Consider the following 15,720-nt stretch of genomic DNA (forward strand, 5'->3'; position numbering starts at 1 on the left):
ATCAATCTGATGACTGTCTCAAAAGAAAAAGACCGAGCAACGAAAGCGCAATGCCTAAAACCCGTTGCCAACTGAATGGCTCCTTAAAAAGCGCAAGTCCGATGATTGCCATCAACGCTGCTCCGATAGCTAAAACGGTCGGAACGATGGAAAGCGGCGCGCCCTTTTGAAACAGCAGAAAAAACGCAATGGTTCCTGCACCGACGCAAATTCCGGTAAGCATTGAATAGGCTATTCCAGAACCGGTGACGGTTTGTTTCCACTCGCCGAAAAACCACTGCCAGACTAAATAAAGGGCGATGGTCAACATTGCCACAGCCTCCACTACAAAACCGCCTACGCCGTCGCCAATGCGAGCTGAAGCAAGTTTGGTAAAAACTTGATGTAGTCCATAGAGCACGGCAGCGAGAACCGCATACCCGAACCATTTTTCCATATATCACCTGAATTAAGTTTCGTGGGTGTGTGCGCCCGCGTCTGCCGGTCTGAGTTCCTGCAATTTGAGTTGCAGCGCGCCTTGAGTGACGACCCGCTCATCGGCTTTCAATCCTGAAAGCACCGCAACACGGTCTCCGTATTCATCGCCGAGGGTCACTTCGCGGCGTTGAAATTCTTCGCCGGATAGCAGCACATAGACAATCTGTTTGCCCTCGTGTTCAAGCACGGCTTCCCTGGGAATCATCATCGCATCCACCGATTCACCGGCATCAAGGCGCACGTTTGCCTGCATCCCGATGCGTAAGGCACGACTGGCATTCGGAACTTCAAAGATAACCGTTGCCGCGCGAGTCTGTTCATCAATCACCGCGCCAACGTCGAGCACCTTGCCGGTAAACTCCTGGTCGGGATAAGCGGCGGTTGTAAACGTAGCTGAGGCATAATTGCCCAGCCTTCTTAAATCAAGTTCAAAGATTGGCGCTTCAATCCACACTACATCGAGGTTACTGACCTCTATGATAGCTTCACCGGTTGCGACCTGCTCGCCCATCGCTTTATTGACTTTGGTCACATAGCCGCTTAATGGCGCACGCACACTATAGCTTGAATTGGCGCTACCGACGTTCACCTTTCCGGGCATCACTGGTTTAGCTGATGCGAGCGCATCGCGGCGTTTAATGGCAGCATTGTATGCCGCTTGCGCCACATCGCGTTCAGCTTCGGCGGTTTGTACCTGTCTTTGTGATGCTGCCTTATTTTCAAAAAGCCGATTGGCTCGCTCAGCTTCTTTCTGAGCCAGTTCCAGACGGACGCGAGCCGATTCGACTTCACCCTCGGCGGCGCGACGTTCTCCTTCGAGGCGGGCATTTTCGACAGCGACCTGGGCATTCTGCGCCTCGACCTGAGCGGCGCTGGCGCGCACCTGGGCTTGTTCGGCAGAGGTTGCGGTTTGCTGGATGACAGCGATGGTTTGACCTTGGGTGACCCGCTGCCCGACTCTTGGCAACTGTCCGCCCTTGATGATTCCGCTCACCGGTGGCGAGACGAGCGCCTGTCGATTCGCTGCCGGAATGACCCGACCGGTCGAAGTGATTTGACGTGCCACATTAACCTTCTCGACCTTCGCCAGTTTCATACGAATCAGCCATTGCTGCTCCATCAAAAACTTCACCGTCCCGGTGGCGGTTGTTGCTGGCGGAGTTTCCGGCGCATCCGATTGATTTGACCGGTTGCGAAAAATGAAAAAGCTTAATAGAGCGATGGCAAGGATTCCAACAATGACAATTGGAATCCAACGTTTGATGCCGTAGGTTCTCGGCATCTTCACATTCTCTTCAGGACGCTCATCGGCGCGCGGCTCATCGCTAATTTTGGTGGTCATTTGATGATCTCCATTCCTGTCGTGAATTCCAGTCGAAAGAGGCTGGCGTAGTAATCAAGCAAAGCTTTGTAGTAATTGGCGCGTACCTCTGCGCGTGTGCGTTGCGCATCAAGCAGAGTTATCAATTCCGTAGCGCCTTCACGATAAGCGTAAAGAGTTATATCGCGTGATTCGTCGGCTTGTTTCAAAATGCCGGACTCGTATGCGCGCACCTGGTCGCGGGCAGTTTCATAGGCGCGATAAGCGGATTCAACCTCTGCAAGGGTTCGGTTTCGCGTGAGCCTAAGATGGGCTTCGGCAACCTCCTTTTCCGCCGCAGCACGGGCGATGCCGCCTTGATTGCGATTGCCGAAAGGCAGCGGCACGGTGACGCCGCCGAGAAGCGTATTGTCAACGCCAACGCGCTTATAACCGATGTAAGGCGTGATTTCGCCTTTGCCACGAGAACGTTCCAAACTTAATGCAGATTCGGCGCGCGCAACTTCTGCTTCAAAGACCTTCACATCGGCGCGGTTGGTCAAGGCAACCTGGCGCAGTTGTGTGAGGTCAAGGCTGACCTCACGAAAAGTTAATGCTCCGCGCACTTCTGCATTCTCTGTGCGCACGAACTCACTCTCTCCTAATATCTCCAGCAGTCGAATCTTTGCCTGCCGCAGAGCAAGCGTTGCATTGGCAAGCGTTGAATCGAATTTGATACGCTCAAGCCTGACCTTTATAAGTTCGCTTTCCGAAACCTCGCCCTCTTGAAAGCGAGCCGTTGTCAAGCGCAGGAGTTCGGTGAAATTGTCACGATTCTCTTGTTCAAGGGTGAGCACAATTTGCGCCAGCACCGCTTCATAAAAACTGCGCTTTAATTCAAAAAGGCGTTGGCTGAGCACGCTGGCAAGTTGCGCTTCGGCGACCGCGACCGTGCGCTCGGCGAGTTGCAAACGCAGGCGGCGTTGATTGCCGATTTCAAACGGTTGGGTAAAAGTTAGTCCGGTCTCCCGAAGTTGGTTGGCAGGAGTCGGCCCGGAGATTGGCAAATTCTCCGCGCTGACAGTCAAACCGGGGCGTGGGCGCAACCGCGCGGCTACTCTTTCTGCTTCGGCAATGCCGACTTCAAGGCGAGCCGCTTCAAGCGCAAGATTTCGTTTGAGGAATTGCTCGGTTGCGGTTTCAAGAGTAAGGATATTGAGCGGCGATGCGGTTGAGGATTGCGCCAAGGTAGTTATTGAAACACAACCGCAAAGTGCGAATGCGATGAATGCTCGATAGATTTTTCTGACGGTCATTTTTCACTCCACCTGAAAATCTTTTAAAGGCAATCGCTCATCAAGTTTGTCATTTTTGATGTGAAACTCGATGTCGTAATCGCCCCGGCTGTTGACCGTCAGGTCGGCAACATAAATACCTGTGACTTTGCCGATACGGGCATTGGTCTGCCCGACCTCTGCGCCGCTTCGAGAGCGAACCGTCAGCGTCACATCTGCTTTTTCAACCGGCGAGCCGTCTGTCAAATCCGTCAGATGAATTAAAAACTGACTCGCTCTTCCAGCTTTGAGTGGTTCGTATTCAAAGTAATTTTCCAGACGTTCGGTAAACTCCGTTCGCGCAAACGCTTCTGCTTCAACTTCGGTTTTGGCTTTCTCTTTTGTGCCACAGGCAGTCAAAGCGAACGCAAGAAAAAACAGCATCAGTAGATGCTTGCAACGACAGGCTGTAGTTTTTGGGGATGAGGTGACAGAGAAGTAACTGATTCTCAATGAAAGCGTCCTTTCTATTCGATTAAATGAATGAGTGTTTCTGTGGCATGGTGAACCGCCAGCGGAGCAAACAGCGTAGCGATAATGAGGGTGATGATGAAAGAAGCGGCGACCAATACCACCAGTTTTTTCCGCACCCCGGACATCTGAGCTATCTGTTCGGGGTCTGGATGACAATCGGCAAGGTCAACCAAACGATGGACGCGATGCTCGAAATGTGACGACCCATCCGGCACAAAGGCAGAGCCGGAAACTTGAATCGGTAAGCGGTTATTCTTCGGCAAGGTGAGCCTTCTTAATTTGATTAACACCTCAGCGATTTCCAGGGGCGCGTCAGTTCGCGCCGCTGCCACTTCATCACATATCATCTCTACATTGATCGCTCGCCATTTTAAAATCAGGCGAGACAAGGGAAATGCCAATGAAGAGTAACAGCAAATGTTGAGCAGCAGTTTGGCAAAATTATCACGGCGCAGGTGATGTGTGGCTTCGTGTTCGATGACTCCCATCAGTTCTACAGGCGTCAACTTACAAAGTAATCCGGTTGAAAGAATAAGTTTCGAGCGTGTGAATCCCCAGACGAAAGAAAAGGGATAGTTGCTCATCACCAATCCAACCTCCATCCCATGTCGTGTTGCCGCTTCTTGAACCAGAGACAGTTGCTCGGTTGAAGGCTGCGACGCATTCACCTCCAGTCGTTTGACCATACCGTTAATGCGCCAGTAACCGCGCAGGGTTGAAATGACCGCAAAGGCGGTGGCGGCAATCAGGAATAGCAGCGTCAGGTAAGCAAGCGCCGGTTCGAGGCTGGCAGTAATCTCTCCGAGTAAATGCAGTTTGTGTAGCGGTGACGGATGTGCAACTTCAAAAGCTGACCTGCCCATTATCACTTCCGGCAGCAGCGAAGCTCCGACCAGCCAGGCGGAAAGCACTGGTGGGAATAAGAGCAGACCCGTGTAGGCTCGCGATAGCGCGTAAGGCTGCGCTTTGACGGTGCCACGCGCTAATAGATAGGCAACAAGAAAAGCGCCGAGAGCAAATACGGTATTGAAAAGGATGAAATTTTCCAGGGTATGAATCAGCACGCACCGTCCTCTCTTTATTTGCTGGCTTTTTGATTTCGTTTGCGCCGTTTCTCTTTGATCATCGCTTCAAGCTGATCGAGCTTTTTTGAATCCTCACCGATAATATCTACAAATGCCGATAGTGCCGGTTCGGTAAATTGTCCAAGTAAGGAACCGAGAACCTCCTCGGCGACGTGCTGCTCAAATTCCTGGCGCGTATAGGTGGGTTCATAGACAAAAGCTTTTCCTTGCTTTTCACGTCTTAAATACCCCTTGCGATGCATGCGGTCGAGTGTCGTCAGTACAGTGGTGTGCGCAATCTCGCGTTTGTGTTGTAAATGGGCTTCAACTTCGTTCACTGTTAAACCCGGTTCCCGCCACAAAATTTCCATAACCGTAGTTTGTAATTCGCCGAGTACATGGGCTGCGCCGCGTGCGCCGGGCTTGAAACCTCTGATGGTTAATTTCGGATTGCTACGCATACTTTCGCTCCGCGTTCGTTTTACGGCAGTGGAAAGTATAGAGAGAACTTTCTGGGGGTGCAACTACAGTAGGTAGTCAAACTTGACTGAAGCAAGGTTGCGCCTCACCGTGGGGGAAATTAAACACCGGCAGTCAACACTCTGTTGCGGCGCGTCAGGTAGCAAGGGGATTTGCTATTCGGTTACGCTTCGGCGGCGGTTCTCTTCACCGATTGAGAAGGCATCACAGACGATTCAATTGATGAATCCGCGCCCGACCCTTTCCCTTTTCTGAAAATGCTCTTGTTTGGCGGAAGGTCGCTCAGGGAAGGGGCTTTTATTCAGTGTCGAGGAAGCTATCTGAAAGCATTTTTAATTTGGACAGGTTTATTACTTGATAACGGATGATGATTGATAAGGTACAACAATATGAATACCCAATCACCTTACAACCGCTTCAATCGCTCAGTGGTAATTCGTCGGATGACCTGCGTATAATAAACGGCTCAAGAGAGAGGAATAATTTATTCATGCAAAAATCTGATGTTTTTCATGCCTGGGGAAGAATTCTGAACGGTCAATTTCCATCCTTATCCATCGAAATCACCCGTGAATGTCCGCTGCGTTGTCCGGGTTGCTATGCTTATGAACCGGAGCATCTTGGAGAGCTTGGCCCGCTTCGCGTACTCTCCGATTACAAAGGGCAAGAGCTGATTAATGGTGTATTAGAACTTGCCCGTAAGCATCGCCCTTTGCATATTTCAATTGTTGGTGGAGAGCCGCTTGTACGTTTCCGCGAACTTGACGTGTTGCTGCCTAAGCTGAGCGACATGGGCATCTCTGTGCAAGTCGTCACCAGCGCGGTGCGGGAAATCCCCGCGCACTGGAGCAAGATTAAAGACCTTTCGCTCGTGGTTTCCATTGACGGATTGCAACCTGAACACGACGAGCGGCGCAAACCTGCGACCTACGAGCGAATTTTACAAACCATCCAGGGACACGCCATTACCATTCATTGCACCATCACCGGGCAGATGGTTGGACGTGAGGGCTATTTTGAAAAGTTCTTGTCCTTTTGGTGTGACAAACCGGAGATCAAAAGAGTCTATTTTAGCCTGTTCACGCCGCAAAAAGGCGCACAAGGGGAAGAGATTCTTACAAAGGACGGGCGCGATGCGGTGCTGAATGAATTGGTCGGCTTGCGTTCAAGTTTTCCGAAACTCTATTTTCCCGACACCGTGGTGAATGGCTATCGCCAGCCGCCACGAAATCCTGATGAGTGCATATTTTCACGCACGACATTGAACATCACCGCAGATTTGAAAGGCAGAATTAGCCCTTGTCAATTCGGCGGCGACCCGGATTGTTCGCAATGCGGTTGCCTGGCATCAGCGGCTTTGACTGCGGTTGGTGAATATCGCCTTTTCGGTTTTGTGCCGGTGAAATCGATTTTCTTTGCCTCAGATCGAATTGGTAAAAAAACGAAAAAGGTATTAAACCGATAACCCGCAAAATGAAAAAGCTGCCGGGAGGAGTCGGACTACTGAGGCTTCTTAATTTCCAAATAAAATTGGATAAACGTGCCCACGCTATTTTGAGAGCTATAGCAGTTTGCAAAACGATTTACTCAAGTTGAGGAAGCAGTCTTTGACCGCTTCCTCAACAGCGGCTGAGTAAACTCAATCGCAAGCCGCTCTAGTCAATTTAAGCTCGTTACCCCCGGAAGGTTGGCGGGCAACCGTTGGATAGCCTGCGCCGGAAAGTCATTGGCGCTTTTGTCGAAAAGCAAGTTGCACCGGTCAACCAGGCTCAAGCGCGCCGCGCCGCCTGAGCTTTTTGGATGTTGCTCTGCCGCGCCCTTTTTTGTGCAGGCGTAGGCTTGTCCTTCTCCGGCACATTGGGTCTGGGGGTGGCTTTGAAGCGGTCGCCGCGAATGTGGACTGGCTCCGACCCCAATACTTCCAAGACTTGGCGCGCATCATCTGTATCGGGAATCAACTTGCCGTCTTCGAGGTGCGCGTGTTCCTTATTGATTAGCCATTTTTGTGTGTCCCAGGAACCGCTCTCACCTTTCCCCGAAACGCGCTCAATGCCGCCTCTCTCTCCTACATCCTGGGTGCGGAAAGTGACGAATTCTCCCTTGGGTCTGACCTCAATGTGGAAATAGTCGCCCTCGCCGGTCGTCCCCGGTTTCTGCCTTTCGTGTCCTTCCGGTTGCGCCCTGGCGCGTTCCCTTGAAGACATCTCTTGCCAGGCTTTTTGTGCCTTCTTGACATTCTTCTTTGCCGCTTGTTTCTGTTTTGTAGTAGTCATTTCAACTCCCCTTTGTTTGTAGATTTCTACGCCGTGCCGGTATGAGTAAGCGCCACCTTGTTCTGCCGGTGGTGGTTTGGCTGCGTCATGCGCTGCGTGTCCGGTCTTCAGTAGCGTTTTTATCCGCAACAGGTCGGCGTCCATTTCGCGCTTCGGGTCGGCACCGAAGAATTTTGCTATGGTATGCCCCAGCGCGCCTGCCTGTCGTCCCGCAGCCTTCCCAGGTTCATCCAGTGATTTATCATTGATTATCCTCCCGGTTTTATCTGTGCTTAAAATAGTGGATCGCGCGCTCGTGCTTTTCAGCCTCCAGGCGCGTGTCGAAAGTTCCCAGGTTGCGGCGCTTGCCGGTCTTCGGGTCTTTCTTCCGCGAATAGAGACGGTACTTGCCTGATTTCAATTTTCTGATCATGACCTTTCAACGTTTCCCGTGATAAGGCGTCGACGGTTAGAGATGTCACTCACCATACCGGCAAACCGATGTTGCTGATTGCGCTCTTGCCAGCCCTACCGCGCTAAGTCGGACTGGCTGATAACCCCGATGACCTGCGCGTGGTCGTTTACAATTGACCGTTACCGCACCTGCTGAAAATTTCGTTAAAGCGCGCGAAAAAATTACCTGCTAAGCTGACCGCCATTCGTATCGTTGGGAATCCAGAGTTCCTTGAATTTTGTAGCAGGTCGTTGAGCAAGCCTTATCTGCGTTTGCAGAGTTTAACTGACCTCTATCTGACGGCGGCGCTGCTGCGGTTGTTGCGGCGCGGGCATCGAGATTTCGAGTACGCCGTCGCGGAAGCTAGCCTTCGCCTCATCGGCATTGATTCCCTCAGGCAGCGGGATGCTGCGGAAGAAACTGCCATAGCCGCGCTCGCTGCGATACCAGCCTTCACCTTCCTCCTCATGCTCTTGTTTGCGCTCTCCCTGAATCGTTAGCGCGTCATCGGTGATATCCACCTTCACATCGTCTTTTTTCAGTCCGGGCAGGTCGGCGCGCACAATGAACTGTCCCTCGCGCTCGAAGACCTCAATCTGCGGCGACCACCCCACCATTTGCGAAGATTCCAACTCGCCCCAACCGCGCCCGAAACGCATCGTCGGCAAGCTGCGCCCAATGCCGAAATCGTCAAACATACGCTCCATCTCCTCAGCGAAGCGATTCATCATCGCGAATGGGTTATTGCTCCATAGCGCCGGGTAATGGGGTTCACGGCGCGTCAAAACTTGCTGCCGCTGACCGCTTGGTTCATTTCTTTCACTGCTTTTTGGATCGAGACTTTGTTTGGCTTTAGCCATGATTATTTCCCTCCCTGGTCATATGAGATTTCAATTTCTTACAAGTTCGTGCAGACAACGGAAAGACGCTGAATGAGGCAATGACCGTGCCTTCCTCAACCACCATTGTCTACCGGTTCTTCACTTCCACAAATCGCCTCTCTGTACTGCCGTATTGGTCAGGATTTTCGCGCGCCCGTTCACCCCCAATGCTTTGAGGCTCGCCCCGCCCATCTTGACAAACAACTAATCACCATCGGCTGGCGCGACTTTGCGCCAAAAATGCACCAGAGAATCGCTTGTGTAGTAATAAATCAACGCAAACACCGCGCCAGCCAGCGCCATCAACCGCAACGATTTCGCGCTACGCTCAAGAGCTATCGCAGCAATTTCTTACCTGCAAAGGGAGGTGATTCCTGCGTCTTGACGAGACGTGTGCAATACCTTCCTATCTCCCCGAATCATTCAAAATACCAAACCGTGACTTGTTCCAGCCGAGGACGAACATGCCGGTTGCACCCGATTGCCAGGTTTATCATTTTTCAGAAATCATTGCGGCAAGTTTTTCGCCACGCATTGAGCAATGCTATTTGACATTACCTTGTCGCGAAAGCAGTAGAGAGAGAGAGAAAGTAATACAGCATATGTAGGAAAAAAAATCTTTTTGCATTTGTGTTATACAGCGGAATCGTCCTAAGAGACTACAGGAAGATGCAATCACCGCTATCGTGTAATCTCAACCTCGGATTGCGAAATCAAAACGCCGCCGGATTTGCGGGCTTGGTCAACAGTGAGAAGAGAATCGTGTAGCCACACATCGTCCAAGGCGATTATGTTTTTCGCGCCAAGCGACTGGAAGAAGGGGGCGACAAGACCGCAACCGAAAAGAGCCTTTCACTGGTAAAGAGGTACGTTGCAGCCTTGCTTTGACTCCGCTCGCGGGCATTAGACTTCGCGCAAAGTCTGCCTCTCGTGCCAGATTGCAGAGCCTCTGCCGAATAACCAGTAATCGAGCGAATAACGCCCTGGCCCGACGGCGAGCAGCAATCCCGCGAGTGCCAGGTAAACCAGTGCAGGCTCAAACGAGGATTGCCCCGGAGCCGTTGCCACAAAGGAATCGCCCTTCGGCAGATGGACGAGTATAAGCGCCCCCAGCATTTGACAAACAATGCCAAGCGCCGCCAACGGTGTCAGTAAGCCCAATACCAAAGCCAGCCCTCCGCCGAATTCAATCACTGCTGCAAGTGCCTGAATGAATCCGGGCACATTGGATAATCCCATCGCATCCATCCAGTTCATCGGATTTTGTATCTTCGGCAAGCCGTGCAGGATGAAAGCCACACCCATTACCGCCCGCATAAACAGCAACGCCGTTGCGCGCCAACCTCCTAAAAATTCTGGAAAAAATCTACGCATTGTAACGATCCTCCTTCGCCTTGTAGTCGTGCTTTATTCAGTAATCCTTCTGACTGTATCTCGCAAGGAGAGTGCCACACTGAGCGTGCAGGCAGACACTCTGCATTTTTCATATGCACAAAAAATGTCCTGGCAGCCATTGGCGGCTATTTGCCAATACGCTTTCAATGTATGATAACTGACTCGGCTGCTACGTTTGGCTACGCCAGATATTTTGTGCATCAGGCAAGCGGATTGTTAGTAATCTGGCCCGTCTTGTATGGAGAATTATAAATACCTAATGTGCGACTCTCTTTTGGTGCTTTGTTTTCAGTGGCTTCTGACCGTAAATCTTTCAGAATGCCTGAAACCCAAAAGTGTCGCCGTTGAAAACAAAGAACTTATGAAACTATGCCACAAAAGAGTCGCACATGGGGTTTACACATCAACTATGACCATCAAAACCGGAGAATCAAAAAAAGTGGTTGGCTCGACGACAACAGGGGGTACTCAAAATTATACTAAAGGGTCTGGAGTGATGCGGTTAGGCTATATAGCTTTGATCCGACCTCCCTTTTTTAAGTGACTGAGCCATCACTCCTGTGGTAATAATACTTTTCCCTTACCCGGTTGCTAAACCGGAAAGCATGACATTGGTACAAGCAATGTTGCGAAGTCCCGATAAACAGGGCTTTTTTTCTATGTATGGTGTACCAACTCTCTGCGTGTTGGTTTAGCAGAATTATTCGATATTAAATCTATTCGACAAGTCCTCAAATTTATGACTACTGAAGCGATATATACACCGAAAGGCGAGCCAGTTAAATTCGCAGTCGCATCAGAATTGCTTCGAGAGCTAGGCGAGCGATTGGTGGGAAAGCCGCATATCGCATTGGCTGAATTGATCAAAAACAGCTATGACGCGGATGCCAATGATGCAGTCATCCGCTTCACAGATGACTGCATCCAGATCATTGATAACGGACATGGGATGGACGAAGGCGAATTTCGTAAATTCTGGATGCGGATCGGCTCGCCACATAAACACGATTTGCGTATCTCTCGTAACTTCGGACGCCCGTTGACCGGCTCAAAAGGGGTCGGCAGGCTAGCCGTTCAATTTCTCGCCAAATCCATTCAAATTCGTTCGGTTTCTGAACTCGATCTACAAACGGAAATCTCAGCTAATGTGGATTGGGATGAAGCAATTGCTGCTGGCGATCTCACTGAGGCAACGGCATGGTTGCACAAAGGAACCCCGACAGGGCTTTTCCCTAACGACTCCAGAAAGGGGACAGAGATCAAATTACGCGGTCTGAATCAGCAGTGGAGTAGAGAAAACTTCCAAGATTTGGCGCTTGAAGTTTGGTCTTTGCAACCACCATTTCGCGCCAATTCAGTAACGGAAGCAAATCAGCATCAAGTTTTTTCAATTGAACTTGAAACGCCGGAAGCCGACTTTGCTAAAGCTTTCGAGCAGTTAATGGCTTCAGAAATGAGTCAATGGGAAGCTCGTATTATTGGCAGGCTGTACAAAGATGTAGCCGTATCAGGCAAGTCAAAGTCTCCTGTGTTAGAGGTGACAGTAGAATTTCCTGATCGCTCTATCCACAAAGAGATTTTTCAGGATGAAGACTTCCAAAATCATGCAGAGTCGATTGGATCCCTAGAATATGAAATTCGCGTTTTTCGGCTCAATAATAGATTGAAAAAGGGTATCAAAGTGGACGAAGCTCGAAAGTATTTTTCTAAATACGGAGGCGTTCATGTTTATGATGCAGGCTTTCATTTGCCTTACTATGGACCTGATACAGATTGGCTTGGAATCGAACGAGATCATGCACGTAGACAGTCACAATCTGAACTTTTACCTAAAGATATGAAGGAATCGGTATCACGCGGTTTAAACTTTCTCCCCACACAACGTCGTTTGTTCGGTGTGGTAAAGATAGATACTAACAGCGAGCGTCAGAGAGCCATACAGCAAGCAATAGACGCTGCCAAGAAGGAAAAGAAGAATACATTGACACAAGCGGAAGTCAGGGAATTAATCCGTGAGGTGGACAAGAAAACACCCTATTTGAAATTGCAGGTAACGAGAGATCGATTGGTAAATAATGATGCTACAATCGCTCTCAGCCAATTAGTGCGTGCATCGCTGGATTACTACTCCATCATCGCACAAAAACGAAATCAGGAGGAACGAGCAAAACGCAAGAAACTGCCTACCGCTGCCGAAGAAATTGAGCAACTCGGTGATGCAATTGCTTCTGTAAAAAGTGCGCTGCCAGCAACGGCTTATATGGAATTGCAGCGGCAGTTCGCTGCAGTCAAAAAAGCAACATCCCACGAAATCCGTAAAATTGATGAACGTTTCGGAATGCTGGGAGCGCTAGCAACAGCAGGGATTTCGGCATTGGCATACGATCATGAATTGAATCGGCAGATTAACCAACTCGACAACTTAGCTACCCAGCTTGATGGTATCAAAATCGCTGAACACTCTGCTCGCCAGCAGGTTTTGAATGTCGCGCAAAGGTTGCATGAATGGGTGAAGCGGGCAAGAGAAACGCGGAAGCTCTATTCCCATTTAGTAACAGAAGAGAGCCGGGAATCCCGAGAACGGTTCAAGGCTAGTCCACTACTCCACGAAGTTGCGAATCAAATGCAGTTTTTTTTGCGTGGGATTCCATTGCACTACTCAGGGTTTGATGATGGGCTCCGCTTACCAGAAGGAAGCTTTGCCGAGTGGAGTTCGCTTTTCCAAAACATCCTTACCAATGCTTTTAATGCGATGCTTGATGTTGAGCAACGTAAGATCGGTGTTTTCGCCAGGCGTAATGGTCAACGAGTGATGATTTGCATTGAAGATACAGGTTGTGGAGTAGATTTGGAGAAAGCCGAACAATTGTTCGAGCCATTCGAACGGCGACTCGAAATCTCGCCAGAGCGGCGCGGTTTGGGCTTGGGCGGAACAGGGCTTGGATTGACGATTGTACGAATGCTTGCTGAGAAGTTACAGTGTCGCGTCCAATTCGTTAAACCGAGCCAAGGATTCAATACCGCCTTTGAGCTATCTTGGAGGGAGGGTAAATGAGTCAACGAAACCAACGACTAATTCACATCTTTGACGATGAGGACGGACAAGAAGGTTTGGCGCAGCAGATGCAAGCTTCTCTGAAAAAGGTCGCAGCAGGGTTTAAACCACATATCTTATCGGCTGAAGAGTTCGAGGGTGACCTTGAGGAACTGCGACAACGCCGACAAGCCGCGCGTGAAGGCAAAGAGAAGTATAAGGAGAAGAAAACCAACTTTGATAAGGCTGACATTTTTGTCGTTGATTATGATCTAGCCGCTTTCTCTAATGCTTTTGTTACAGGAGAAGAGGTCGCATATCTCGCTCGCTGTTACTCATCGTGCAGATTAATTATCGGCGTCAACCAGTTCGTAGCGCGTGGCGCGAATCATTTTGATCTGACACTGAAAGGTGCGCCACAATCCTTCGCTGATTTGAACCTCACATCTGAGCAACTGAAGAACCCCGGGTTGTGGCAGGAACAATGGGCGAAACCAATCTTTCGACCATGGTATTGGCCTTTGATTCCGCGTGCGTTGGTAGACTTCGAAAAGCGTTTGACTACGCTCAAGGAAAATGGCGCATTGGACAAATCCATCACAGATACTCTTGGATTTCCTGAAACAATTGCTGAAGGGTTGCCGCGCGTTTTCAAGGCTTTCCTAGGTAAACAAGAAGACGTGCGTGCAGTGACTTTTCGAGAATTCGTTGAGAAAAGCGGCAATGGGCTACGTGGCAAAGACCGTGCGAACGACGATGCACAAGTCGCACGAATCGCTGCGGCGCGTGTAGCGAAATGGTTAGAAGAGATCGTTCTCCCTTCTCAACACATATTGGTAGATGCGCCGCATTTGGTGTCTCGATTTCCGAGCCTGCTGAAACGCACAAAAGGCGAACCCCCTTCGTTTGACAAGACAGTCGTTTTCGGCGGTGATGCCGACGCAGGAGTGATCTCGACATCTACAAAAGAAGCACGCTGGCAGGTAAAACATTGGCTGTCACGCTCGGCTTGGTTTTGGGAATCGCTCGTAGGCAATGAAACCATTCTTGAAGTTGGGCGTCCGTGGGAAGCGGAGCCGACACCCGTCGTCTTTTGTGAAGATGTCTCACGGTTTCTACCTCGATCTGCTACGCGCGAGTTCATAGCCGACCTTCCTGGTCCGTTCGTCCGCCGTTTCGTCGTCGACCCGAACACGAAAGACGGACGAAAATACGCTGGTACACTGGAAGCTGTAGAGTATGATCCTGCCCTACGGTTCTCGGTTTGAAGTAACTCTTATTCGACCAAGAGAGTGCTGGACCAGAGGTTAGTAAGATGGCAGATGTAGATAATCAAATCCGACTCTTCACGGAAATATTCAAGACATTGTGGGAGCATAAGGCGATTGACTGGCAATCCGCGAAGGTTGATGGGCAGTTGATTGCGGCTTATACGCCTTTTAGTGATTTGGCAGAGATGGTCACTTTGCTACCGAGCGCGAATAGACCGAGAATCACAGGTGAGTTTGGTGCTAAGCATCTTTGGTTGCGAAGCGATTCCGGGGCGCAGCCCGTGGTACATCTGAAATTCGATTTTAGTCGTAATTTGCCAGACGTTAAAATTAGATTGGGGTTATTCAAAAAACAAGGAGATAAGAAAGGAAAGGCTTTTGGCTTTCGATACGAATCTCCTGAAGGGTCTAATAGTCAAGGAAGTGGAACTCATCATTACTACCATGTGCAACTGATTCGAGGATTCAAGAGAGACAGCGATTTCGTCTATAAATGTCCAAAATGGTTGCCTCTTACAGATCCTGCATTACCTTTACCTGCAACCGACTCAGTCTCACTATTGCTTTGTTTCATTGCCAGTTTATACGGTATTGCGGAAGTACAGAGCTTATTTCGTCAAGTAGAAGGAGTGAAGGATTATTTTGAAGCCCACCCTTTTCGCCCGTTTGATGCTTTATCTTGGTATCGCTTAATGACTTCAAGAAGAGATGGACAGAAACACCATTATGAGGTTGCTGATCCAGATATTGCTGAACCGAAACTCAGACATTTACATCAGAACCATGACCTGACCGAGATCACGCACTCCGAATACTCTAGATTAACGAGAGCGAAGAAGCTGAAGCTATGACTATGATATAAATACATTTTCAATAGAGGTGAGCGATTTTTTCGAGCTTCTTTTTAAGCTTTTCAGTATCTTTCGTTTCGCATTCCCAAACTAAAATTACTCGCCAGTCGAGCTTTTTTAGTGCAGCAACCTTGCGGCGGTCCCGTCTTACGTTTTCCAGCAATTTTTGATCCCAATAATCATTATTGCTCGTCGGCTTGCGCGACTTGGAACAGCCTTTGTGCTGATGCCAAAAGCAGCCATGCACGAAGATGGCAGTGCGGTATTTCGGCAATACGATGTCAGGACTGCCCGGCAGATCACGACGCTGAACGCGAAACCGATAGCCGAGTTGATGTAAACGACTGCGGACGAGTAATTCTGGCTTTGTGTGCCGTTGCTTGACCGAAGCCATAATGCGGCTACGTACACTTGAACTGACAGTATCAGTCATAGGAATAACCAGCGGGTCAG

The 15,720-nt window shown here is 49.8% G+C and carries 15 protein-coding genes; 4 read left to right on the forward strand and 11 right to left on the reverse strand.

Annotated features, from left to right (window positions below):
* Position 1 precedes the first annotated feature (1 nt).
* The 6 genes from AB1757_17550 to AB1757_17575 all read right to left on the reverse strand — a co-directional run bounded on the left by AB1757_17550 (position 2) and on the right by AB1757_17575 (position 5,110).
* Positions 2-436, reverse strand: a complete 435-nt coding sequence (locus AB1757_17550; protein ID MEW6128847.1) for an EamA family transporter — start codon at positions 434-436, stop codon at positions 2-4.
* Between the two features lie 12 nt (positions 437-448).
* Positions 449-1,819 carry an efflux RND transporter periplasmic adaptor subunit gene (locus tag AB1757_17555; GenBank protein ID MEW6128848.1) on the reverse strand — a complete coding sequence of 457 codons (1,371 nt, stop codon included), beginning with the start codon at positions 1,817-1,819 and terminating at the stop codon, positions 449-451.
* The gene (locus AB1757_17560) at positions 1,816-3,093 is read right to left on the reverse strand and encodes a TolC family protein (GenBank protein ID MEW6128849.1); all 1,278 of its coding nucleotides are present in this window, start codon (positions 3,091-3,093) and stop codon (positions 1,816-1,818) included. Before AB1757_17560 ends, AB1757_17555 begins: the two co-directional genes overlap by 4 nt.
* Positions 3,094-3,096: 3 nt before the next feature.
* Positions 3,097-3,495: a FixH family protein gene (locus AB1757_17565; GenBank protein ID MEW6128850.1), complete on the reverse strand. Its 399-nt coding sequence runs from the start codon at positions 3,493-3,495 to the stop codon at positions 3,097-3,099.
* Positions 3,496-3,578: 83 nt separating this feature from the next.
* Positions 3,579-4,649, reverse strand: a complete 1,071-nt coding sequence (locus tag AB1757_17570; GenBank protein MEW6128851.1) for a M56 family metallopeptidase — start codon at positions 4,647-4,649, stop codon at positions 3,579-3,581.
* 14 nt (positions 4,650-4,663) lie between these two features.
* On the reverse strand, positions 4,664-5,110 hold the full coding sequence (locus tag AB1757_17575) for a BlaI/MecI/CopY family transcriptional regulator (GenBank protein ID MEW6128852.1): 447 nt from the start codon (positions 5,108-5,110) through the stop codon (positions 4,664-4,666).
* Positions 5,111-5,619: 509 nt separating this feature from the next.
* Between AB1757_17575 and AB1757_17580 the strand changes: the two genes are divergently transcribed.
* Positions 5,620-6,594: a radical SAM protein gene (locus tag AB1757_17580; protein ID MEW6128853.1), complete on the forward strand. Its 975-nt coding sequence runs from the start codon at positions 5,620-5,622 to the stop codon at positions 6,592-6,594.
* Between the two features lie 304 nt (positions 6,595-6,898).
* Here AB1757_17580 and AB1757_17585 read toward each other — a convergent pair whose 3' ends face one another.
* The 4 genes from AB1757_17585 to AB1757_17600 form a co-directional block, all read right to left on the reverse strand.
* The gene (locus tag AB1757_17585; protein ID MEW6128854.1) at positions 6,899-7,546 is read right to left on the reverse strand and encodes a hypothetical protein; all 648 of its coding nucleotides are present in this window, start codon (positions 7,544-7,546) and stop codon (positions 6,899-6,901) included.
* Positions 7,547-7,664: 118 nt separating this feature from the next.
* Complete coding sequence (locus AB1757_17590) at positions 7,665-7,814, reverse strand: hypothetical protein (protein ID MEW6128855.1); 150 nt, start codon at positions 7,812-7,814, stop codon at positions 7,665-7,667.
* A gap of 302 nt (positions 7,815-8,116) precedes the next feature.
* Positions 8,117-8,695 carry an Hsp20/alpha crystallin family protein gene (locus AB1757_17595; GenBank protein MEW6128856.1) on the reverse strand — a complete coding sequence of 193 codons (579 nt, stop codon included), beginning with the start codon at positions 8,693-8,695 and terminating at the stop codon, positions 8,117-8,119.
* 924 nt (positions 8,696-9,619) lie between these two features.
* Positions 9,620-10,090 (reverse strand): DoxX family protein, encoded by a 471-nt coding sequence (locus AB1757_17600; protein MEW6128857.1) that lies wholly within the window; start codon positions 10,088-10,090, stop codon positions 9,620-9,622.
* Between the two features lie 760 nt (positions 10,091-10,850).
* On the opposite strand from AB1757_17600, the gene AB1757_17605 reads away from it, so the two are divergent.
* Genes AB1757_17605 through AB1757_17615 form a run of 3 tightly spaced genes read left to right on the forward strand, consistent with a single transcriptional unit; the run spans position 10,851 to position 15,267 of the window.
* Positions 10,851-13,166, forward strand: a complete 2,316-nt coding sequence (locus tag AB1757_17605; protein MEW6128858.1) for an ATP-binding protein — start codon at positions 10,851-10,853, stop codon at positions 13,164-13,166.
* A complete protein-coding gene (locus AB1757_17610) occupies positions 13,163-14,413 on the forward strand; it encodes a hypothetical protein (GenBank protein MEW6128859.1) in 1,251 nt (416 codons plus the stop codon). The genes AB1757_17605 and AB1757_17610 overlap by 4 nt, the downstream gene beginning before the upstream one ends.
* Before the next feature lie 47 nt (positions 14,414-14,460).
* Positions 14,461-15,267: a hypothetical protein gene (locus AB1757_17615; protein ID MEW6128860.1), complete on the forward strand. Its 807-nt coding sequence runs from the start codon at positions 14,461-14,463 to the stop codon at positions 15,265-15,267.
* A 19-nt stretch (positions 15,268-15,286) separates the two neighbouring features.
* Here AB1757_17615 and vsr read toward each other — a convergent pair whose 3' ends face one another.
* Positions 15,287-15,700, reverse strand: a complete 414-nt coding sequence (gene vsr / locus AB1757_17620; GenBank protein MEW6128861.1) for a DNA mismatch endonuclease Vsr — start codon at positions 15,698-15,700, stop codon at positions 15,287-15,289.
* Between the last annotated feature and the right edge of the window lie 20 nt (positions 15,701-15,720).

The sequence above is a fragment of the Acidobacteriota bacterium genome (assembly GCA_040754075.1).
In the GTDB taxonomy this organism is placed as follows: Bacteria; Acidobacteriota; Blastocatellia; order UBA7656; family UBA7656; genus JBFMDH01.